This is a genomic window from Nostoc cycadae WK-1, from assembly GCF_002897135.1.
Lineage (GTDB): Bacteria > Cyanobacteriota > Cyanobacteriia > Cyanobacteriales > Nostocaceae > Nostoc_B.
Window position 1 is genome coordinate 277111 of the sequence record NZ_DF978425.1, and the last position, 21900, is coordinate 299010.

Annotated in this window: 18 protein-coding genes and 1 pseudogene; 5 read left to right on the forward strand and 14 right to left on the reverse strand. The window is 41.2% G+C overall.

The genetic code is table 11. The annotated features are described in order from the left end of the window. Positions 1-4 precede the first annotated feature (4 nt). Positions 5-427, forward strand: coding sequence for a peptidoglycan-binding protein (locus NCWK1_RS09225; protein WP_103124501.1), 423 nt, complete (start codon positions 5-7; stop codon positions 425-427). 319 nt (positions 428-746) lie between these two features. On the opposite strand, the gene NCWK1_RS09230 is transcribed toward NCWK1_RS09225, so the two are convergent. The 7 genes from NCWK1_RS09230 to NCWK1_RS29475 form a co-directional block, all read right to left on the reverse strand. Next, the gene (locus NCWK1_RS09230; protein ID WP_103124502.1) at positions 747-4169 is read right to left on the reverse strand and encodes a PAS domain S-box protein; all 3423 of its coding nucleotides are present in this window, start codon (positions 4167-4169) and stop codon (positions 747-749) included. A gap of 333 nt (positions 4170-4502) precedes the next feature. After that, on the reverse strand, positions 4503-5561 hold the full coding sequence (aroF, locus tag NCWK1_RS09235; protein WP_103124503.1) for a 3-deoxy-7-phosphoheptulonate synthase: 1059 nt from the start codon (positions 5559-5561) through the stop codon (positions 4503-4505). A gap of 275 nt (positions 5562-5836) precedes the next feature. Further along, positions 5837-6304, reverse strand: a complete 468-nt coding sequence (locus tag NCWK1_RS09240; RefSeq protein ID WP_096579740.1) for a PAM68 family protein — start codon at positions 6302-6304, stop codon at positions 5837-5839. Positions 6305-6316: 12 nt separating this feature from the next. After that, positions 6317-6586, reverse strand: a complete 270-nt coding sequence (rpsO, locus tag NCWK1_RS09245) for a 30S ribosomal protein S15 (RefSeq protein ID WP_096579741.1) — start codon at positions 6584-6586, stop codon at positions 6317-6319. A 132-nt stretch (positions 6587-6718) separates the two neighbouring features. Continuing rightward, positions 6719-7318, reverse strand: a complete 600-nt coding sequence (locus tag NCWK1_RS09250) for a gamma-glutamylcyclotransferase family protein (protein ID WP_103124504.1) — start codon at positions 7316-7318, stop codon at positions 6719-6721. Between the two features lie 99 nt (positions 7319-7417). Further along, positions 7418-7939 (reverse strand): P-loop NTPase family protein, encoded by a 522-nt coding sequence (locus NCWK1_RS09255; protein WP_103124505.1) that lies wholly within the window; start codon positions 7937-7939, stop codon positions 7418-7420. Beyond that, entirely contained in the window at positions 7921-8064 is a 144-nt protein-coding gene (locus tag NCWK1_RS29475; RefSeq protein ID WP_187308094.1) for a hypothetical protein, read from the reverse strand. Before NCWK1_RS29475 ends, NCWK1_RS09255 begins: the two co-directional genes overlap by 19 nt. Positions 8065-8507: 443 nt before the next feature. Here NCWK1_RS29475 and NCWK1_RS09260 point away from each other — a divergent pair, with 443 nt between their 5' ends. Beyond that, complete coding sequence (locus NCWK1_RS09260; protein WP_103124506.1) at positions 8508-12218, forward strand: PAS domain S-box protein; 3711 nt, start codon at positions 8508-8510, stop codon at positions 12216-12218. Positions 12219-12858: 640 nt separating this feature from the next. On the opposite strand, the gene argJ is transcribed toward NCWK1_RS09260, so the two are convergent. Next, positions 12859-14169 (reverse strand): bifunctional ornithine acetyltransferase/N-acetylglutamate synthase, encoded by a 1311-nt coding sequence (gene argJ, locus NCWK1_RS09265; RefSeq protein ID WP_103124507.1) that lies wholly within the window; start codon positions 14167-14169, stop codon positions 12859-12861. Between the two features lie 644 nt (positions 14170-14813). Continuing rightward, positions 14814-16289, reverse strand: coding sequence for an Asp-tRNA(Asn)/Glu-tRNA(Gln) amidotransferase subunit GatB (gene gatB / locus NCWK1_RS09270; protein WP_103124508.1), 1476 nt, complete (start codon positions 16287-16289; stop codon positions 14814-14816). A 164-nt stretch (positions 16290-16453) separates the two neighbouring features. Between gatB and NCWK1_RS09275 the strand changes: the two genes are divergently transcribed. The 3 genes from NCWK1_RS09275 (at position 16454) to NCWK1_RS09285 (ending at position 19054) form a co-directional block, all read left to right on the forward strand. Beyond that, positions 16454-16798 carry a ribbon-helix-helix domain-containing protein gene (locus NCWK1_RS09275; RefSeq protein ID WP_103124509.1) on the forward strand — a complete coding sequence of 115 codons (345 nt, stop codon included), beginning with the start codon at positions 16454-16456 and terminating at the stop codon, positions 16796-16798. Next, complete coding sequence (locus tag NCWK1_RS09280) at positions 16798-17193, forward strand: type II toxin-antitoxin system VapC family toxin (protein WP_103124510.1); 396 nt, start codon at positions 16798-16800, stop codon at positions 17191-17193. The genes NCWK1_RS09275 and NCWK1_RS09280 overlap by 1 nt, the downstream gene beginning before the upstream one ends. 109 nt (positions 17194-17302) lie before the next feature. Beyond that, positions 17303-19054 (forward strand): FAD-dependent oxidoreductase, encoded by a 1752-nt coding sequence (locus NCWK1_RS09285; protein ID WP_103124511.1) that lies wholly within the window; start codon positions 17303-17305, stop codon positions 19052-19054. Here the strand turns inward: NCWK1_RS09285 and NCWK1_RS09290 are convergent. From NCWK1_RS09290 to NCWK1_RS09305, 5 genes and pseudogenes are all read right to left on the reverse strand, one after another. Then, positions 19043-19813 (reverse strand): pentapeptide repeat-containing protein, encoded by a 771-nt coding sequence (locus NCWK1_RS09290; RefSeq protein WP_103124512.1) that lies wholly within the window; start codon positions 19811-19813, stop codon positions 19043-19045. The two genes, NCWK1_RS09285 and NCWK1_RS09290, sit on opposite strands and share 12 nt — an antisense overlap. A 113-nt stretch (positions 19814-19926) precedes the next feature. Next, a complete protein-coding gene (locus NCWK1_RS29480; protein WP_187308095.1) occupies positions 19927-20070 on the reverse strand; it encodes a hypothetical protein in 144 nt (47 codons plus the stop codon). Between the two features lie 241 nt (positions 20071-20311). Continuing rightward, positions 20312-20910 (reverse strand): annotated as a pseudogene (locus NCWK1_RS09295) (hypothetical protein). A 74-nt stretch (positions 20911-20984) separates the two neighbouring features. Continuing rightward, entirely contained in the window at positions 20985-21443 is a 459-nt protein-coding gene (locus NCWK1_RS09300; RefSeq protein WP_096579762.1) for a cupin domain-containing protein, read from the reverse strand. Continuing rightward, entirely contained in the window at positions 21433-21873 is a 441-nt protein-coding gene (locus NCWK1_RS09305; protein WP_103124513.1) for a GNAT family N-acetyltransferase, read from the reverse strand. The genes NCWK1_RS09300 and NCWK1_RS09305 overlap by 11 nt, the downstream gene beginning before the upstream one ends. Positions 21874-21900 lie beyond the last annotated feature (27 nt).

Below are 21900 nucleotides of genomic sequence, written 5' to 3' on the forward strand. Positions count from 1 at the left end.
AAATATGATTACCTACACCAATGCTCAATTCCGGTCGATTTTATTTGGATTAGGATATCTAGCTCAAGATTTTGCTGCGATGGGGAATGGGTTTCCGGTTAGTAAAGATAATTCGCAGTTAACAACCATTAAAACTGTACAAGCAATCAAAAACTTTCAGGCAGATTATGGACTACAGGTAGATGGGGTAGTTGGGCCAAAAACAATGGCGAAAGCGGAAGAAGTGATCAAAATTCTCCAATATGAGTTGGATGTCGTCGTCAAAGCAGACTTACCCAAAGATCATCCCTTTTATGGGCCAAGAACTGTAGCCGCAGTTAAGAAGTTTGCAGCGCAATATTCGTCTGAGGATGAAGGGATGATAACTGGTGTCGCCACCTTAGAAATTCGCAAAAATCTTGATCGCGTGGCAAAACAATTAATTTAATGTGAGTTCGATGAGACCTAACCCCAACCCCTTCCCTACAAGGGAAGAGGCTAAAAATCTATAACTTAGTACGAAATAATTGGACTTTTAAGCCTCTCCCCTCGTCGGGGAGCCAGCGCCGTGGTGAGGCAGTGCGTTGGGCGGCTTTGCCGACTTGAAGCAACTGCCGAAAGGGGTTCCCGACTTGAGGCGACTGGCGTGAGAGGTTTGGAGAGGGGTTTTTAATGCCATCGAATTCACGTTAATTTAGGGAGTCGAGAGTAAAGAATGATGGAGAAAAATGGCTTGGCGAACCTAAACGCTCAAAGCAATTCTCAATCTACAATCTAAAATTGCATAGACTAGCGATCGCTTCTACTAATTGTTCCAGATCTACGGGTTTGGATAAATGCCGTTGAAAACCTGCCGCTAGAGCTTGTTTTTGATCAGATTCTCCAGCATAAGCACTGAGAGCGATCGCAGGTATCTGTCCGCCTTGTTCTTTTGGCCAAGTTCTGACCTGACGGATGAGTGCGTAGCCGTCCATCTCTGGCATAGCAATATCACATACTAAAATATCTGGCTGAAATTGTCGGAAAATCGCTAATGCTTCATGAGCAGATGCAGCTGCTTTCACTTCCGCGCCATACTGTACAATTGTAAACATTAGTAGTTCTCGCGTATCTTGTTCATCTTCAACAGTCAGCACCCTTACGCCGCGCAAATTTAAGGATTTTTTGGCTAAACTGTAATTTTGGTCGGGTTGTATAACTGTAGTTATCCGTGGTAACTGGACTGTAAAAGTAGCTCCTTGGTCTTCTCCGAGACTGTCGGCGTAAACTGTACCACCGTGCATTTCGACAATGTGACGTACAATTGCTAATCCTAATCCTAGTCCGCCAAATTTCCGGGTTGTGGCACTATCAGCTTGACGGAAACTTTCAAAAACGTAAGGTAAAAACTCTGGTGTAATTCCTTTACCTGTATCGCTGACTTGAATCTGGGTATAGTTAGGCGTAGATTCAAGCTTGATATTGATCTGACCGCCATTTGAGGTAAACTTCACCGCATTCGTCAGCAAATTCCACACCACTTGTTGTAAACGACTCGCATCACCAAGAAACGGTTGAACATCTGGTGCTATCTCAGTATGAATCTCTATTGATTTAGCTTCCGCGGCTAAAGCGACTGTTTCTTTGGCAGCTGCAATGGTTGTAGCTAAATCAACTGAAGAAATTGTCAGCGTTAGTTTGCCTTGCAAAATGCGGGAAATATCTAATAAATCGCCGATTAGTTGAGTTTGTAATTTAGCATTGCGTTCGATGGTTTCTAATGCGATCGCTTTTTTATCGTCATCTAATTGGCGAGTCCGCAGCAATTTGATCCAGCCGAGAATGGGATTTAACGGGGTTCGTAATTCATGAGACAACACCGCCAAAAATTCATCTTTAATGCGGTTGGCAGTTTCGGCGACTTCTCTGGCTGCTTGTTCCCGTAGCAATAATTCTTCCCGTTCTGCTTCGGCTCGCCTGCGTGCTGTCACATCAATTGCTACTCCTCCAACCAGAGTTTGCCTAGATAAATGTGCTATGGGGAATTTATAAACGAGGAAATCGCCTATTGTGCCATCTAAAAGAGGTGCTATTTCAATTGTTTCTAGAACCTGATTAGTTTGAGCCACTGTTTGGATGTTGTCTAAGAATTGTATGGCAATCTCATACTCAAACAGTTCAAATATAGATTTGCCGATCGCATCTTGAGTGAGCAGCCCAAACGTTTGTACATAAGTTGGGCTAAGGTAAATAATTGTACCTTCTACATCTGTAATCCAAGCCGCCGCCGGACTATGTGCCATGAATGCCTGAAAGCGTTCTTCACTTTCCCGTTGCACTTCTTCGGCTTGCTTGCGCTCACTAATATCAATGTTGACCCCTAAAAACCGTTCAGCTTGTCCATCTACATCGCGGACAATTTGCCCTTTTGATGCTAACCAAATCACTGTGTTATCTCTGCGGATAATGCGGAATTCGCTGTAATATTCCCTACCTTCAGCTAAGACTTTTTCTACTCCTGCCATGATCTGTGGGCGATCGTCAGGATGGATAAAATCAGCCCAAAGTTTCAACCCAGGTTCTTCTGTACCCACTTCTAATCCCAAGATATCCCAGATTCCTTCTGACCAAGATACCTCACCAGTAAGTAAATTCCACTCCCAAGTGCCTATTTTTCCGGCTCTTTGTGCCATGCGGAGGCGTTGTTCGCTTTGTCGTAGTGCTTCCTCAGTGCGTTGGCGTTCGCTAATATCACGGGATATGGCAATTACGCCTGCGATCGCTTGCTCAGGATTATCTAGGGGTGCCAAAATATATTCGTAACAATGCGCCCCATCAGCGGATTGATACTCTATTTCTATCCTGATAGGTTGGCCTGTGGCGATGACTTTTTCCCTTTGCTCATCTACCTGACCCATCGTGACTAAAATTTCTGGGGTAAAACCAAGTTCTTGCCAAGTCTTACCTAGCATTTCTTCTGGTTTCCTGCCAAAAACCGCAGCACCATCAGCACTGACATATTGATAACGACCATGCCGATCAAAAATAAAAATATGATCTACCGAAGCCGAGAGAATCGCATTTAAGATATTGGCTTGTTCTTGCACATTTTGGCTCAAAGATGCGATCGCCATTTCCCGTGTTTGGAGTGCTGCGGCCATTTCGTCAATTGCTTGCGCTAGTTCGCCCAGTTCTCCCGATAGATAAAAAAGTCCAGTACGTGTGTTGAGTTGCCCACTACCCAAGGTCTTGGCTGTTTCCACCAATGATTTTATCTGTCGGATAAAAAAAACATCTCCGCCTACCCAAGCAGCGGCGATCGCTAAAAAAGTTACTGCACCTAAACTAATTAAATTTCTCACTAATAATTGATTAGCATCAGCCAGAACTGCCAACTTCGGAATCCCAATCCTGATATATACATCGGGATTGAGTGGATCATTTCCCAAAGGCACAAAGGCGAAGATTCTTGGTATTCCATCGAGGCTCTTCACCTCATTAATACCCTCACCCTGAGCATTTTTAATGCTACTCAGAGCATCTGGCGATATAGATTTGCCTACCCAAGTTTCTGGATGGGGATAGCGGACTAAAAGTTTTCCTGTTTGGTCAACCACACTCAGTACTGAGTCTTTAGGCATTTTGACTTGCGCCGCCAACTGATTTAACTGATCTAAATTCAGTGCAGCCACAACCAATGTTTGCACTCGCCCTGTCTTGTCTAAAATGGGATAAGCAAAATTCAGAGTAGCTTTTTTAGTACTACGACCGATTTGATATTCTCCAACGGCAAATTTCCGCGTTTGTAAAGCACGTTGAAAATAACTGCGGTCTTTTGCATTCACTGAGCCAGAGTAGGGAATCCCGCTACAAGTGATATTGCCTTGAGCATCAAGTACCGCAAAGTTAGCATAAGCTGAATGTTGTTTAAGGATATCAGCTAATAATTGATTACACTCTACTGAATTGCCCTGACGCACAACGGGTATCTGTGCCAATATCATCAGCAGTTGACGACTGCTTTCAACTATCTGCTGTTGGTTATTAGCTGCTAATCTCGCCAGCCGTAGTGTTTGTTCTCGCGCCTCTGTTATAGCGGTACGCCGTTGTTCGGAAGCTGTGTGCAGAATTAATCCTAGTGCTGGAACAACAGCTAAAAGGACAAGAAATACTAGGCGAATGCGAAGTGTGCTATTTAACCAAGAGCGCATTATGATTTCGTTTGGCTATCTACACATAAATTCTGCACCAAAATCTAAAATCTGAAATTTTTACAACTAACGCCGTGATCAAAAAACTTTGTGGACAAGGGGTTTAGGTGAGAAAAACATTGCTATTTTTAATCACCAGACACCCAATCTCAACAGAAAATTTTTCTACGTAATTTCTGTGTCTTAGAAAAATAAGCGATCGCAATTTTTACTGTTGGCACGATACCATGTCAAATATGTTGCATAACTCTATCCAGCGATACAAAAACCTTCCAAATTAGTAGGATGGACATGATCCTGTCCACCCTACAATACTGACTCCTAAATTCTGCTTCAAGCCAAAGCTACTGCTGGTTGTGGCCAGCGTCCTACAGCTTTGCCAACAACAGCCAATTCTTGCATTAAGCGGTCAAAACGCTCTGGTGTTAAAGATTGTGGCCCATCTGAGAGGGCTTTTTTGGGGTTGGGATGCACCTCAATCATCAGAGAATCAGTGCCAGCTGCGATCGCAGCCATCGCCATAGCTGGTACGAATTCTGCCCAGCCGACACCATGACTCGGATCAATCATAATTGGCAGGTGTGTGAGTTTTCGCAATACTGGCACTACTGATAAATCTAGTGTGTTGCGAGTATACTGGCGGTCAAATGTGCGAATTCCTCGTTCACACAAAATCACATTTGGGTTTCCCCCTGCCAAAATATATTCAGCCGCCATTAACCACTCTTCAATAGTGGATGACATTCCCCGCTTCAGCAGCACTGGCTTTTGTTGTGCGCCGACTTTTTTCAGCAGGGAGAAATTCTGCATATTTCTCGCCCCTACTTGGATAACATCAGCAACTGCGGCAATTTTATCGAGTTCTGCCGCATCCATTACTTCTGTAATCACTCCCAACCCGCTGACTTCCCGCGCCTTAGCCAGTAAATCCAAAGCACTTTCACCATGTCCTTGAAAGGCATAAGGTGAAGTTCGGGGTTTGTATGCACCACCACGCAAAAATTTAGCACCTGCGGCTTTGACTCGCTGTGCTGTTTCCACAATCATTTCTTCATTTTCTACAGAGCAAGGGCCAGCCACAACTACTAAAGGATGTTGTTCGCCAAATAAGACTGCGCCATCAGGGGTATTGACCAATACTTCCGAAGCTTCGCCATGACGGAATTGACGGCTGGCGCGTTTATAAGGTTGCTCTACCCGTAATACTTGCTCAATCCACGGGCTAACTTCTTGAATTTGCAGGGGATCTAAATCGGCAGTATCACCTACTAAACCAATTACGACTTTGTGTTTACCAATAATTTTTTCTGGTGTCAGTCCCCAGCTTGTTAGTTCCTCGTCAATGCGGTTGATTTCCGCTTCTGGGGAACCAATCTTCATGACTACGATCATTTTAAATTACCTGATTAGTTGAGTGAAATATCAAACAAATAAGCCTAACTATATTGTCGTACTTCTCAGTATTTAGCGTAATTTTTAATGATGAGATATTAACATTTATAAGTATAAAAAAATCAAGCGCTCAGTCATAGAGCTACAAAATATTGGGTTTAATTAGATGGTATATTTTTTTTAATTAGCAATGTTGAAGTTATATAACTTTAACTTCAACATTTACTGTCAAATTACCCAATATCGGAGTCATCTGAATACCTGAGCGCTAATTATCAGACGTTCTTTTGCCGAGTTTCGCGCCAAACCGCTACCATCCGACCCCAATTAGTGGTAAATTCGCTGAGTCCGATTAAACCTCCTGGTCGTTCTTCATCCCAAGAGGCAGAAAGAACGCCGTAAGTAATGCCTAATACCCCTAAACCAAATAACCCCATATTTACCAGCAAAACGGCAATAGGTGCTAACTTAATTTGGGTTTGGGTAGCCAGTAGATAGCTAACTATTAATGTAGTAATCCCCAAAGCTGTGGGGACACCACAAAAAAAAGCTACTCGCCGAATCATCCGCTGGCTCACCACTTGGGGAATAGCCATCTCTTCTTTGGAAAATGGCGGCTTCTGGCTGGCTGACGTTTCTAAGGTATTGGACTTGATGGGAGTTTTTTGAACTTTTACAGGTTTTTGGCGTTTTTTGTTCGGTTCAAAAGGCAAACGACTGCGTTCAGATTCTTCAGCAGACATAAGCGGTAGTCCCTATCCACGAATACCCAGACGAGCAATCAAAGCTTGATATTTTTCCCGATTTTCTTGTTGGAGATAAGCAAGCAGGCGCTTACGATGTCCAATGAGCTTTAATAAGCCACGGCGGGAAGAATGGTCTTTTTTATTAGCTTGGAGGTGTTCGCTGAGGCGATTAATTCGCTCGGTCAGCATTGCAATTTGCACATCAGCGGAACCTGTATCGGTTTCGTGAACTTGGAAATTGGTAATTATTTCTTGTTTGCGCTGTTGCGTCAGAGCCATGATCGATTAATTTCTAATTTTTCTAAATATATGCAGCAGTCTCCCATAATATCACAGCCATTCAGCTGTATGTCGAATCGATGGGAAGTGATTAATAGTTATCAGTATTTTTACAAAGTTTATGATCTTTTTCTATGCCGATCGCCTGATTAGTTGTGCTTGATGTTGCTGTTGCAAGTTATACATGTGGTTAAACAAATGCCAGCAATATTCTTCTGGCAAACCGCAAGTAACCGCACCTCGCAAGACTACGTTAAAATACCAGTCGTTAGGTGCGGCTTCTTCTGATAATTTGCTTACAACTACATAGGTACGCACATCTTTATATATGGAATTGTGGCTGTGAATCTCTACAGCTTCGTGTTGATATAGCCCTTGAGAAACACCTTCACGTTTATCTAAATATTCACTTAGTCTCCAGGGTAGCTGATAAAGTACACCTTTCACACTGGCTTTTGGGTCTTTGACTACATCCAAAACACCACATTTACGGCTGGGCGAATAGAGATAAAATCCCAGCCTATATCCTTTTAATACTCCAGGGCCGATGACGTAGGGGTGAGTATTTTCCCCAAGCGATCGCTTTAAATCTACGGGACACATACACGAGCCATACGCGAAATAATAGAAAGTTGGCTCTTTTTGGAACTCTTGTTGCAGTTTCAAATCTAGCTTTGCAGGATTGTGAGATTGCACCCAATTGTAGCCTGAGTGTCGAGTTTGGTTACTCATCTATCCCTAGAAGTATTAACTACACATAAAATTTTATCATCAAAAAATTTATCAATACATCTATATCTTGATAGATAAGCCGTAGTTTATCTATGTTTCTCACAACGACAATAACCAATCTTTGGTAACTGCGGGCGATGTCAAACGTATGAAGTTCAGATGAGTACAATCAGATTCTTGAAGTAAAGCCTGATACTTTTGGCGATTTTTACCGTAAGTTTGAATTGCCCATAACAAAATAGAATCCCGACTTAAGAAAGACTTTTGCCAGGTTTCATAATTACCATTGCAGACTTCCTGTTGTGTGACTACCCGCGACAGTGTTCGCCATAATATTCGACGCATCACCACTAGCCAAGAGTAGTCTAGCCAAACAACTGTATCTGCTCTGGGCCAAACAATATCGCGTACTATGCTGTAATTACCATCTACCACCCAGCGATCGCCGGCTAAAGATTGGGAAACGCGATCGCGCATCACATCGTTTGGTACTTCTACCCAATTAGGTTCCCAGTGCAGATAGTCTAGTTCTATGTGTGGGATGGCGAGGCGTTGGGATATTTGCCGCGCCAATGTTGTCTTTCCTGAACCACTGGTTCCGACTACAGAAATGCGTTGCATTGAATTGAGTCTTCTAGTTCGTCAAAATTTTCTAAAGCGATCGCATCTTTTGCACTAATTTCATTAGCAATAATTAGCATTTCCGCTAATTCAATAGTTTTTAGTATGCCTTTTGTAATTTTCAATAAAATTTAACCTCTCGCCAGCGATGAGTGTAAATAGTTTACATAATAAAACCATAGAAGTGCAGTTTGTTAAGAAAAGAGTTATGTGGGTTTGTAGAATTTGCTGATTTAGCTGATAATCCAGTCCAAATGAAAATTAAATTGATTAATTTATCGCAATGCTATCGTTTAATAGATATTTGATTAATAAAGGCCAAATGTGAATAGAAACTTCAAGGTAAGATAGTCATTAGTTGTAAAAATACTTATATAATTAACCGAGGATATTCAACAAAAAAAGTTATTAGTATTACAAAAGATTATCTAAGTACATAGAACTTTGATTTGACAAGAAAGCTAAAGTTTACCATCGGTTTTGAAGCTTCATGATTGTTCAAGCTATTTTCGTGCTGTTAAGACTGTTGAAATAAATTCTTTATTGCTTTAACTGACAAACTGAACTAATGCAATCACTTTATCCTTTAAATTTGCCGAATTTAGAGCAAGTAATTGAATATTTTCCTTTAACTGTATTACCAGATACTCTACTCATTGATGCGATCGCTTTAATGAATCCGGTAAGCAATAGTAAAGTAAAATCTGCATCTGGTTTTAGTAGTTGTGTTTTAGTAGTTAAAGAAAAAAAATTAGTAGGTATATTAACTTTACGGGATGTAGTCCGGTTGACTGGGGAGGGGGTAGATTTATCCAGGATAAAAATTTTAGAGGTGATGACGCAGCCAGTGATGAGCCTGACGCTGACTTGTGATCAAAATGCCCTCACAGCTTTATCATTCATGCGCCAGCATTGTATTCGCCATTTGCCGGTAGTAGATAAGCAAGGGCAATTGGTAGGTTTGATTACTCAAGACAGAATTCGTCTGGTGATCCAACCAGTTCACCTGCTGAAACTGCGATATGTAACAGAGGTAATGGTAACGGAAGTTATTCATGCGCTACCAACTACATCTGTCTTGGAATTATCCCAGATAATGAGCGATCGCCAGATTAGTTGTGTGGTAATTATCGCCCCACAAGAGACAACGCTGATTCCAGTGGGCATGATCACTGAGAAAGATATTATTCAAGTTCAGTTACAGGGACTAGATATCGCCCGAACCCAGGCACAAGCCATGATGAGTACCCCTGTATTAAGTATCAGTCCCACTGAATCTTTGTGGACTGTTCACCAGTTGATGCAAGAGCGACAGGTGCGGCGGTTAGCCGTAGTGGGTGAACAAGGACAACTGCAAGGACTAGTGACACAAACCAATCTCCTACAAGTGCTTGATCCTTTAGAAATAGTCAGGGTTATTCAAGTTTTACAAGCCAAAGTTGAGGAGCAAACATTTCAACTCAGACAAACCAACCAGCAGTTAGAACAGGAAGTAAGACAACGCCGCCAAGCCGAGAAATCACTACGCCAAACTCAACAAGAGTTAGAGTTGCGGGTAGCGGAACGAACAGCCGAACTGGTAGTAACAAATGCACGTTTACAACAGGAAATTGAGGAGCGCAAACAGATCGAAGCCAGACTCCAGCAGCGGGAATATCAGTGGCAAGCCCTGTTTGATCATGCTCTTGATGCGATCGCCATTGCGGATGACGAGGGACGGTATGTAAATGTCAATCCGGCAGCCTGTGACTTGTTTGGTATATCTAGGGAAGAACTTTTAGGTTCTACAATTGCGGATTTTGCCGAACCCGGATTTGATTTTACCCAAGCTTGGCAACAGTTCTGTGAACAAGGACAAATGTTTGGTGAGTTTAAATTACATCGTCCCGATGGCACAGTGCGAGAAACTGAATTTGCGGCAGTTGCCAATTTTATATCCCATCGTCATCTTTCAATACTGCGGGATGTGAGCGATCGCCAAGCTATGTTGCGCGATCGTCAACAGACTGAGGAAACTCTGAGAGAAAGTGAGCAACGGTTACAACTGGCACTGAGTATTGGTAACATTGGCACTTGGGAATGGAATTTCAAAACCAATCAGGTTATCTGGTCTGAGAGTTTGTTTACTTTATTTGGTGTAACTCCTGATACCTTTGATGTCAGCTATGAAAATTTTATAAATCTCATTGTCTACCCTGAAGACCGCGAATTGTTGCATCAATCCGTTTTGCGAGCGATTGACCAGCAAGTACCCCATAATCTTGAATTCCGGTTTATTTACCCAGATGGCACAGTTGGTTGGTCAGTATGCAAAGGTCAAATATTATACGATAACACCACCAATCAGCCACTCCAGATGATTGGGGTGAATATAGATATCACTGAGCGTAAACAATCGGAACTTGAAATCCGTAAATTTGTTTCTCTAGCCGATAACAGCACAGAATTTATCGGTATGTGTGATATGAATTTTGTGCCGTTTTATGTCAATGAAGCGGGCAAGCAAATAGTCGGGTTAGAAGACTTACAGCAATACAAGGAAACTCCAGTCAGGGAATTTTTCTTTCCCGAAGATCAGGACTTTATCATCAATGAATTTTTTCCGCGTGTTTTGCATGAGGGACGGGCGGAAGTAGAAATTCGTTTCCGTCATTTCAAGACGGAAGAAGCATTATGGATGATTTACAGCGTTTTTTCTGTCAAAGACATGAACGACCAGCTAATTGGTTTAGCAACCATCAGCCGCAATATTACTGAGCGCAAACAGGCACAACAAAAAATCCGTGAACAAGCAGCTTTAATTGATATTGCTACCGATGCCATTTTTGTCCGCGATTTAGAAAACCGCATTCTGTTCTGGAGTCGAGGTGCGGAAAATTTGTACGGTTGGACAGCAGAGGAAAGTGTGGGGAAATTAACCTATGAACTTTTCCACGTAGAATCCTTGTCTCAAATGGCAGCAGGTGTAAAAACCACTCTCGAACAAGGTTTTTGGCAAGGGGAGTTAGAAAAAACCACCAAAACTGGCAGAAAAATTATCGTTGCGAGTCGGTGGACACTGGTACACAATCAATTTGGACAAAGCCAATCTATCTTATCAGTCAACACCGACATCACTGACAAAAAGCAACTAGAGCAACAATTTTACCGCGCTCAACGCCTAGAAAGTTTGGGAACTTTAGCCAGTGGCATTGCTCACGACTTGAACAATGTTTTTGCACCTATTATGATGATTTCCCAGTTGCTGCCTAGCAGATGCAAAAATGTGGATGCACAGACACAACAACTATTCAAAACACTAGAAACTAGCTCGAAGCATGGGGCTGACTTAGTTAAACAAATTCTCACCTTTGCCCGTGGTACAGAAGGGAAAACAATTCTATTGCAACCTGGACATTTGCTCCAAGAATTAGCCAAAGTCATCCAACAAACATTTCCTAAGTCCATTGAAATTGTCAAGAACATTCCCACAAAAACTTTGTGGATGGTGCAAGGAGATCCCACCCAACTCGAACAGGTGTTCATGAATTTGGCAGTCAATGCCCGTGATGCTATGCCTAATGGTGGTATGCTCACTATCACTGCCGAAAATCGGGTAATTGACGAAACATACTCCCGAATGCGCCCGGAGGCGAAAGCAGGAGGCTACATCTTAGTGACAGTCTCAGATACAGGCACAGGAATTCCTCCAGAAATTTTAGAGCGCATATTTGATCCCTTTTTTACTACTAAAGAAGTTGGGAAAGGTACAGGGCTAGGGTTATCAACGGTTTTAGGTATCGTCAAAAACTGTGGTGGTTTTTTGGAAGTATCAAGTCAGGTAGATAAAGGAACACAATTCCAGGTGTTTTTGCCCAGAGGAGAAGGAATAGTAATCGAGACAACAAATGAGACTGATTTACCTAGAGGTAAGGGTGAGTTAATTTTAGTTGTAGATGATGAAGCGGTTGTTCGACAAACTACTCAGGAAACCCTAACAGATTATAACTACAAAACCCTTGTGGCTAACGATGGCATTGAGGCGATCGCTTTCTACGTGGAACATCAGCCAGAAATCAGCGCCATTTTGTTAGATATATTCATGCCCAATATGGACGGATTAACAGCCATCCGCACCCTGCGAACTCTCAACCCCAAAGTTAAGATTATTGCTGTCAGTGGCTTACCCTCTAATGAACAGAAGGCTATTGCCTTTGGTGCCAACAAATTCCTGTCTAAGCCCTATACTGCGACAGATTTATTAAATACTTTATCGGATGTGATTAGTATTAAGGAGTAGGATCTGACGGGTTGATAATGCAGGGTCAAGATTCATCGATGATTTAATAAAAAGTGCCAAAATTATAAGCATTTAGCCAGACATAATATAGAGTTTTAGAATAAATGCGATCGCGCCTAGTCGTACAACGATGCAGAAGTGCGATCGCATATTTCTTTATTCTTAAGTATTAAACTAAGAGGTTGTTTGAAAAGTCTTAAAGTATACTACAAACCCCTCTTCCATTCCTCTCTCCGTTTCGGGAAGAGGCTTTTAAACCCCCATTCCCTACGAGGGAATGGGGGCTAGGGGGGTTAGGTTTTTTAGACTTTGATGTTAATAAACATACTTTTCAAACATCCTCTAATACCTGTCCTTTATTTCTTCTAAGAACTGCTACTTCTTGCTTTGAGAAAACCCCCAGTTTTCTAATTATTTACATCCTTTGTCTTGTTCTGTTTCTGTATATTTCTTGAGCTATAAACTCTTGAGCGCGTGCCTCAATTTTCTTTTGACGCTCTAACGGAAGTTCTTTAATCTTATCGCTTAAACTCTTGCCCATTATTTAATAATCCTCATCGCAATCAAGCTATGCAGCACACTGAACCTATCTCACTAATAAAATTCTGCAAATGCTTACCACCAATATCTGCTGGTTTACCTAAGTTGTGTACTCGGCGTTAATTTTCACGTAGTCGTAACTTAAATCACAACCCCAAGCTTTACCTGTACCATGACCATTACCAACACTGACGGCAATAATTACGGGAGTATCTAATCGTTGAGTTTTGATATTACTACGCTCGCCTGATAAATCATTACTATTATTAGTAGCCACTACATCAGCAACGGGATAATCGGTGGCTGCTTGTTTTAAATATGTGCTGGCGGCGGCGCGGTCAAATTGCAGAGGTTGACCATTTTCTAACAGTAAGAAATCGCCTAATTTAATTTGCAAATTATCTTGTTCAAAGGGTACACCTGCGCGTCCGGCGGCGGCGGCGATGCGTCCCCAGTTGGGGTCACGACCAAAGATTGCAGATTTAACTAAGGATGAACCTGCAATGGTTTTGGCGATTTGTCGTGCGGCGAGGTCATCATGAGTTCCTGTAACTTGCACTTCAATGAGGCAGGTTGCACCTTCACCATCCCGTGCGATCGCTTTGGCTAAATGCTGGCATACTGCTGTTAACATCGCCTCTAATTTTTCGGCTTCTGCACCCATCTCGGTAATTGCTGGGGTGCGAGATTGACCATTTGCCAAGGCAATTAAGCTGTCGTTGGTGCTAGTATCACCATCTACAGTAATGGAATTAAAGCTTTTATCTGCGGCTCTATTCAACATTTGTTGCCAAAGGTGGGGGGAAACGGCTGCATCACAGGTGACAAATGCCAGCATAGTTGCCATGTTGGGGTGAATCATCCCGGAACCTTTGGCAATACCACCAATCCGGACTGGGCGATCGCTTATAGTTGTTTCTAGCGCTATAGATTTTGGTACTAAATCTGTGGTGATAATTGCGCCAGCAGCAGCATCTGAACCTGTTTCGGAAAGTGCTGCTACTAATTTAGGAATACCGCTGCGTAAGGCATCCATCTTGATGCGTTGACCAATTACACCAGTAGAAGCTAACAAAATCAATTCTGGAGAAATATTCAATTCTTTGGCTAACAACTCCGCACTTTCATTAGCATCATGTATACCTTGACTACCTGTGGCGGCGTTGGCTTGTCCGGCGTTGCAAAGAATGGCACGAGCGCTAGGTTTGGCTTGTAAAATTTGACGGCAATAATCTACACAGGCGGCTTTAACTTGAGAAGTGGTAAATACACCAGATGCGATCGCCTCTACATCAGAGACTATCAAAGCTAAATCTGGCAATCCCGATGGTTTTAATCCTGCGGTGATTCCTGCGGCTCGATATCCTTTAGGAGCAGTCACACCACCAGTAATTTCTTGCCAGTCTGCCATTTTTACGTTCCCCCACAAAATTAGCGGCTTGACTGGCGATTATACCAATAGTCCACAGTCAATAGTCAATTGTCATTTGTGCATTCCCTACTGCCTACATCTATTGAAAAAGGAGAGCCACTTGAGCAGCTCTCCAGATCATCAGGGTGCATCTACTTAACACAGCATATCATTTTTGCCATGAGGAGTATCACCCATTATTTGTTTTTTTGTATAAATATTATTAAGAATTTATCCGTAGACTACTTAGACATAAAATTTTAAATGAAAATGGTAAATTTGGTTACTAGTCTGTGTCACATCTAAAAATGCACATTGACATTTATGGTTACCTTTAATCACTTTTGATTGCTTTGATAGGTTGAATTACTTGCTTGAGCAAATAAATTTGCTAAGTCAACTATTTTGCTTACCAAATCAAGATTGCAAATGTGATAGAAACATAACTTCTTAGCTAAAAAATAAGGAGAGAAGCTGGGGCAACTCTCCGAATCATTAGGGTGCATCTACTAAGCAAATAATAGCCTTTTATTTGTGAGGGTTATTACTTAGTAAGATGTGATTTTAGTAAATATACTGTGAAGATACTACTGAACGAAAACTGGTAAAAATATCTGATTGTCAAGAATTTACTGTCAATCAAATTAAGCATTCAGCTTTTTATCCACCAGTTCGTTAGTTAACTTCGGATCAGCACGTTTGCTAGTCTTTTTCAGCACTTGCCCGACAAAGAAGCCTTTGAGATTGGTGTTACCATTACGGTATTTTTCTAGTTCTTTGGGGTTCGCTGCAATCACTTCATCGACAATTGGTTCTAGAACACTGGGGTCGGTGATGAGTTCTTGACCTGCAAAAGCTTTTTCGGGGGTCACACCTTGGAGTAAATCTGGCAATTTTTCTTTAGCTTGAGCGTTGCTAATTTTGCCAGTTTCAATGCGGGTAATGACTTCAGCCAGGTTAGCAGGGGTTAAAGCAATATCAGCAATATTGAGTTTTTGCTTGTTGAGATATGCGGCGATATCCTGAGTAATCCAGTTTGCGGCTGCTTTGGGATTTGCCCCAGATGCGATCGCTGCTTCAAAATATTCTGATACGTAGCGCTCTTCTGTCAAGACTCGCGCATCATAAGCTGACAGTCCCAATTGGGTTTCATAACGATGACGCTTTTGGGCGGGGAGTTCTGGTAGTTCGCTACGCCAGTTCTCTAGTTGAGTATCAGATACTTCAATGGGTGCTAAATCTGGTTCGGGGAAGTAGCGATAATCACTAGAACCTTCTTTAGTCCGCATACTAATTGTGCGTTGTGCGCCTTCTTCCCACAACCGGGTTTCTTGAATGATGCGTTCTCCGGCTTCAACTGCGGCGATTTGGCGTTCAATTTCGTATTCAATCGCCCGTTGAATGGCGTTGAAGGAGTTCATATTTTTAATTTCTACCTTCGTGCCAAATTTTTCTTGTCCGACGGGGCGCACAGAGATGTTAACATCGCAACGCAACGATCCTTCCTGCATATTCCCGTCACTCACACCGAGATAACGCATAATTCGGCGTAACTCTTGGGCGTATTCCGCAGCTTCTTGTCCAGAACGAATATCGGGTTCCGAGACAATTTCGACTAACGGTACACCTGCACGGTTATAGTCTACTAAAGAATAGCTGGAACCAGAAAGGCGATCGCTTCCCGCATGAACTAACTTACCTGCATCTTCTTCCATGTGCAGGCGGGTAATACCAATGCGTTTACGAACAGGATTTCCTTCAGCATCTACCAACTCAATTTCTAACCAACCATGTTCAGCAATGGGTAAGTCATATTGAGAAATTTGGTAATTTTTCGGTAAATCAGGGTAAAAATACTGTTTACGGTCAAATTTGCTATATTTAGCGATTTGGCAATTCAATGCTAAACCTGCTTTCACTGCATACTCTAGAACTTTTTCGTTGAGTACGGGTAAAACCCCAGGTAATCCCATACACACGGGGTCAATGTTAGTATTTGGATCAGCACCGAACGCTGTAGAGCTACTAGAGAAAATTTTTGTATTCGTACTTAGCTGACAATGGGTTTCTAGACCAATAATCGCTTCGTACTCAGTTTTGACTGGAGTAGCAGAAGTCATAAGATTAAAAGTTCGACCAATTTAAACGTAAATTACTATTTTAGCTTTGCCTTGACGATTTCTTGCTCTGATGCGTAGACGGAAGGACTTGTTGAGAGACATCGCTGCAAGTATGCAAGACGGTAGGAAAAATTGCTACTATAGAGCGAAAAGGACGTATTGCTATGCCTAACGTCGAAAAAATCAGTGTTGCTCTGACTCCAGAAATGGCAGCTTTGGTTCGTAATGCTGTAGAGTCAGGGGAATATGCTAGTAGCAGTGAGGTAATTCGTGAAGCACTGCGCGAGTGGAAGCAAAAACGTTTACGTCAATTACAGAATGTTGAAAAGCTAATAGCTAAACCACAATTAGATTTAACAGAAGAAGAGAAATTAGCTAAATTAAATAAATTATTTGGGGCGTGGAAAAATCAACCAGACTTAACAGAAATATTTGCAGAAATTGACCAGCAACGTCATGTCTACCAAGGTAGAAGCCTAGACTCAATTGATAATCAGGATAAAGGCTAATGTATCTGTTAGACACTAACATTTGCATTGTATTGCTCAAAGCAGATACCCAAGCCGTGAGGAAATTTAATCTCTACTTTAGTCAATGTTATCTATCCACAATTATAGTTGCAGAACTTTATAAAGGTGTTTATTATTCTCAACAATTAGCCAAAAATCAAGAAAATTTGCAGCAGTTTCTTGAATTATTACTAATAGAACCATTCGATATAGACGCAGCTTGTGAATTTGGTAAAATTCACAGCGAACTCAAAACAATCGCGAAACCAACTGGCGAAGTAGATGCTTTGATTGCTGATGTTGCTCGTTCTCGTAATGATATTCTCGTAACTAATAACATCAAAGATTTTATTAATATTCCTAATTTACAGTTAGAAAACTGGTTGAAAAATTAGAGATAAATTAATAATAATTTTATTTACATCTATGTTGTTCAGCATTTATTTTATTGCTCTTTTCACCTTTGTAGCAAAAAATAATTATAACAAGATACAAATATAAACTATGACTCATCAAATATATACAACTGATATCTTAGTTGTGGGCGGGGGAACTGGTGGAACTGCTGCGGCCATTCAAGCAGCCAGAAGGGGAGTAAAAACGCTTTTGGTGAGTGAGTTTGCTTGGTTGGGAGGAATGCTGACTTCCGCTGGAGTATCTGCACCAGATGGGAATGAATTAGTTGCTTGGCAAACGGGGTTATGGGGAGCGTTTTTACAAGAATTACGACAACGCCAACCGGGAGGATTAGATAATAGTTGGGTAAGTTTTTTTAGTTATGATCCTGGTGTGGGTGCGGAAATTTTTGCTGATTGGGTGAAGGAGTTGGCAAATCTGCAATGGATTTCTGGATACGTACCGTTAGAAGTTTTACAACAGGAAAATTGTATTACTGGGGTGCGGTTTGCGGATTTTACTGTTCAAGCCAAGGTAATTCTCGACGGTACAGAATTGGGTGATTTATTGGCGTTGGCGGAAATACCTTACCGTTGGGGTTGGGAGTTGCAGTCTGAATGGAGAGAACCCAGCGCGTTAACTAGTTATAATGCCATCACTGAAAAATATCCAGTACAGTCACCAACTTGGGTAGTAATTATGCAAGATTTTGGTGATAGCGTTGCACCCGAAATTCCAGCTGCGCCTAGTTATGATTCTGCGCTGTTTGTTGGTGCTTGGGAAAACTATGGTGCAGAGAAATTTTTGAATTATGGACGCTTGCCGGGCGATCGCTTTATGATTAACTGGCCAATCAACGGGAATGACTACGGTGAAGGTGTCGGGCGTTTGGTAGAGTCGGAAATATCTAAAGCTGAGTTTCTCCAAGAATGTCGCTGGCATAGCCAGAATTTCGCTCATTTCATCCAAAATCAGTTAGGTTGTCGCTATGGTTTAGCAAAGAAGGTTTTCCCTTGGAATGACACAGCTTTTGCATTACATCCCTATTACCGAGAAAGTCGCCGCTTGGTAGGACTCACCACAATTCGAGAACAGGATATTTTACCTGTAGCCGAAGGTAGAGTTGCATCTTTGTTTCCAGATGCAGTTGCTATTGGGAACTACGCCAACGACCATCATTATCCAGGCTTCGATTTACCGTTACAACCAAAATCAATTCGCTGGGGGGGACGCTGGACGGGAACACCGTTCACTATTCCTTACCGTTGTTTAGTTCCTGCTACTACAGATGGTCTATTGGTTTGTGAAAAAAATATATCTGTATCCCATATAGCTAATGGTGCAACAAGATTGCAACCTGTGGTGATGGGTATCGGTCAAGCCGCAGGGATGGCTGCTGCTATGTGTGTTGAGTTGGGTTTACAGCCGCGAGATTTACCAGTTAGGGCTTTACAAGAAGCATTATTGCAGGATAAACAAGCACCTGCGGCGATCGCACCTTTATTTAATCTAGATTTTTCTCCCAATCATTCACAATGGTTATCGACGCAACTAGATTATTTAAATCATCCTGAAGATTATCCTGTAAGTGGTTATTGCCCTAAAATATCATTGGTTGAGCAAGTATCAACCCAAAATTGTGAATGTTTTACAGGTATTTTCCAACGCATAGATCAGCAAAATTACAAACTTTTAATTACTGAACCAACTGCTGAACAAGGACAAACTTGGCAACTAGTAACTTTGCGATCGCACATAGATGAACAGCTACAAGTTACTGTACATGAACAATTGATTACTGTGTGGGGAAGGCGAAATCACTCTGGTAATTGGTTATTAGTTGATAAATTAGAAGGGTAAGAACTGAAGCAGAACTGAGCCAAGACCACTGACAAAATCAAAGAAACTAGCTTTGCCTGTAGTGACATTTTCTTTGTAAGGTGTTTGCAGTTCTTTGATAAAAGCCTGGGCTGTTTGGGTTCCAGTGCCGTTTTGTTGGTTAGTAAACAGCTTGTCAGCTATTTGGGCATCTTCAAACGCACCTTGACGGTCAAATAATTGGTATTTAGCAATACCACGAGCCAAGTATGCGCCTGCGTATTCTGGTTTAGCGGCGATCGCTTGATTAAAGTAACTAATTGCTTGTTGGTGATTGCCTTTCTGCCCTTCTGCTATACCCCAAGCATAAAACTCTTCTGGGGTAGCAATTTGTAATGGGATACCAATAGCACCTTGAAAGTTAACTCCTTGTAGGTAAGCCTTGGTAAATTCTGCATTACCTAAATAAGTGTTTCTTAAATCTGCACCGGCAAGATTCGCCCCGTTGAATTTCGCCTCTGTTAAGTTAGCGCCAAATAATCCTGCACCAGCTAAGTTTGCACCACGTAAATCAGCACCCGTTAAATTAGCACGACTGAGATTTGCACCGGTGAGATTCGCACCACTCAAATTTGCCCCAGATAAATCAGCCAATACTAACCCTGCACCAGTCAAATCGCAGTTCTGACATTGTTTGGTTGCTAATAACTGTCTTAGATGTTCTGAATTAGCTGCTTGGGCAGTTGAGCTTAAACTGATAGTGGCTATAAATATGATGGTGGCTAAAGTTGGGCTTTTCATACTCGGTTTTGCAATATTTGCTGCTCAAAACTCAAAATTAGGCTATAAATTTATACTTCAGCCTATGATATGAAGAGTTTGAGCAGTTTGCCCTCAGTAGATGCCTAGATTAGTTAATGAATTTGCATAACAGCAAATTCTCCTGGCTGATAAAAATCAATTTTTTGGCTTGTATTGCTGGGAGTAGACCAACCTATCTCTGCAATTAAACGTAAGACCAAGGTTAAAATAGTTGCAAGTAAGAGTTTCTCTAGCATTATCCTCTCCCCCACTCCGCCACATAATAATCTAAACTTATACTTACAGTAAGTATAGGTTATAGTTACCCCAAAGGCTATGTCAGACTTACTTAAGACTCAATGATGTAGATCTGGTTTTTGTGTGATGCTGATCACACAACAGGTAGGAAATAACTGGTGAAGCGATCGCTTTTCATCTCAGTATTAAACTAACTGGTAGATCTGTCGTTAAATTATAACTAGAGGCGATCGCTTGCTTTTAACATTGAATTCCTTGAATTAAAATCCCTAAAATCTTATTTAATTCTTTAATATAGTAGTTATATAAATCAACAAATAAATTTGTACCTTCTAGCTGCAAAAATTTCCAAATATCTCCTGTTGTAACTGCTCCATAAATGGTTTTAATATTATTGCCTTCTCGTTCATTAAATATCTGAGCCGCTAACATGGCTGCCATACATTGACCTAATCCATTTTTAATGTTTTCATTCTTGGCTTCAACAATAATAATTACAGGTGCATTAATTGTTAACTGTTCTTTAGAACGGCTGATGACAAAATCACAATAACCATTCAGACCTTTGTCAGTATCAACATTAAAATCTGTGCCAGAAAATAAACTTATCTGGCAATCAGCACTACGTCTTACCTCTAATAAAATAGGGGTAATAATCATTTCTGAGCGAGCTTTTTCTGTATTAATAGCTAATGCTAACTCTGTTGTTTCTTCTAAAGTATTTATTAATATATCACTTATTTGTATAGGTAAAATATTCATGAACAAATCATTTTTTCATGAATATTAATCTGGAAATCTTTTTTAAACTTAGTTAAGCTGAAATCACTGTAAACCATGAGAATTACCTGATGATTTAGCTAAAATGTTGTGGTAATTTGGATGCGATCGCATATTATAAGTAACCTCAAATCTAATACAGAGTTCCATCTTTTCGCGTAAAAATTCGCTCACCATTTACACCTGCTTTGGCAATTAAATCATCGTCTGGATAGTAACCTTCATCATCCGGTGTTCTATCCCCAACTTCTAAATAAATTACTATTGTCTCAGAGCGATTTACTAGGTGATGTCCGTTTTCTTCGCCAGCGGGAAAACCCGCCATCATTCCTGGTGTGAGAATTTGCTCTCCGGCGTTGGTGACTAGGGTTGCTTCACCTTCAATGATATAAATAAACTCGTCTTGCCGAGTATGCCAATGTCTTAAAGCCGAGCAACTTCCTGGTGCTAGGGTGACTAAATTTACCCCATAATTTTTTAATCCGGCGGCATTTCCTAACGCTTTTTTAACTCTCCCAGCAACGATATGTTGGAATTTTTCTGGGTAAATTGAAGTTGTGCGGCTGGGAATATTATCTGGATTAATAATCATGTAGTTTATCCTTATGTGATTGGTGATATCGATACATCAATTTAAGATTGCCAACTTCTGGGGTAAAGCCCCAACGCTGATAAAATGGTATCATTTCTGGTAAACAGTAAAGGGCGATATGCTCGACTTGATTTAATTGAGGATGATTGACAATTGCATCTAGTAACTTTACACCAAGCCCCTGTTTTCTATAGTCTGGTTTAATTATGACATCGTAAATAGTTGCTCGATACACAAAGTCTGTGAGAACGCGAGTAAACCCAATTAACTGTTCATTATTATCTATCAAACCTAAAACAATATTTGAAGCTTTGAGCATTTTGGCAACATCTTGATATGTACGCTGTTTGCTCCAGAATTCATTTTTATATAACTGTACTAGTTCAGAAATTTGCTTTTCTGTGAGAGTGTCAACAAATTTATAAGTCATATTACAACAGTTTTTGTAGTAGATATT

Coding starts and splice junctions, on each gene's coding strand:
- NCWK1_RS09300 (WP_096579762.1), bottom strand. CDS start 21,443: ATGATTATTAATCCAGATAATATTCCCAGCCGCACAACTTCAATTTAC.
- NCWK1_RS09230 (WP_103124502.1), bottom strand. CDS start 4,169: ATGCGCTCTTGGTTAAATAGCACACTTCGCATTCGCCTAGTATTTCTT.
- NCWK1_RS09280 (WP_103124510.1), top strand. CDS start 16,798: ATGTATCTGTTAGACACTAACATTTGCATTGTATTGCTCAAAGCAGAT.
- gatB (WP_103124508.1), bottom strand. CDS start 16,289: ATGACTTCTGCTACTCCAGTCAAAACTGAGTACGAAGCGATTATTGGT.
- NCWK1_RS09260 (WP_103124506.1), top strand. CDS start 8,508: ATGCAATCACTTTATCCTTTAAATTTGCCGAATTTAGAGCAAGTAATT.
- NCWK1_RS09240 (WP_096579740.1), bottom strand. CDS start 6,304: ATGTCTGCTGAAGAATCTGAACGCAGTCGTTTGCCTTTTGAACCGAAC.
- aroF (WP_103124503.1), bottom strand. CDS start 5,561: ATGATCGTAGTCATGAAGATTGGTTCCCCAGAAGCGGAAATCAACCGC.
- NCWK1_RS09275 (WP_103124509.1), top strand. CDS start 16,454: ATGCCTAACGTCGAAAAAATCAGTGTTGCTCTGACTCCAGAAATGGCA.
- NCWK1_RS09255 (WP_103124505.1), bottom strand. CDS start 7,939: ATGCAACGCATTTCTGTAGTCGGAACCAGTGGTTCAGGAAAGACAACA.
- NCWK1_RS29480 (WP_187308095.1), bottom strand. CDS start 20,070: ATGCTAGAGAAACTCTTACTTGCAACTATTTTAACCTTGGTCTTACGT.
- NCWK1_RS09290 (WP_103124512.1), bottom strand. CDS start 19,813: ATGAAAAGCCCAACTTTAGCCACCATCATATTTATAGCCACTATCAGT.
- NCWK1_RS09305 (WP_103124513.1), bottom strand. CDS start 21,873: ATGACTTATAAATTTGTTGACACTCTCACAGAAAAGCAAATTTCTGAA.
- argJ (WP_103124507.1), bottom strand. CDS start 14,169: ATGGCAGACTGGCAAGAAATTACTGGTGGTGTGACTGCTCCTAAAGGA.
- rpsO (WP_096579741.1), bottom strand. CDS start 6,586: ATGGCTCTGACGCAACAGCGCAAACAAGAAATAATTACCAATTTCCAA.
- NCWK1_RS09225 (WP_103124501.1), top strand. CDS start 5: ATGATTACCTACACCAATGCTCAATTCCGGTCGATTTTATTTGGATTA.
- NCWK1_RS09250 (WP_103124504.1), bottom strand. CDS start 7,318: ATGAGTAACCAAACTCGACACTCAGGCTACAATTGGGTGCAATCTCAC.
- NCWK1_RS09285 (WP_103124511.1), top strand. CDS start 17,303: ATGACTCATCAAATATATACAACTGATATCTTAGTTGTGGGCGGGGGA.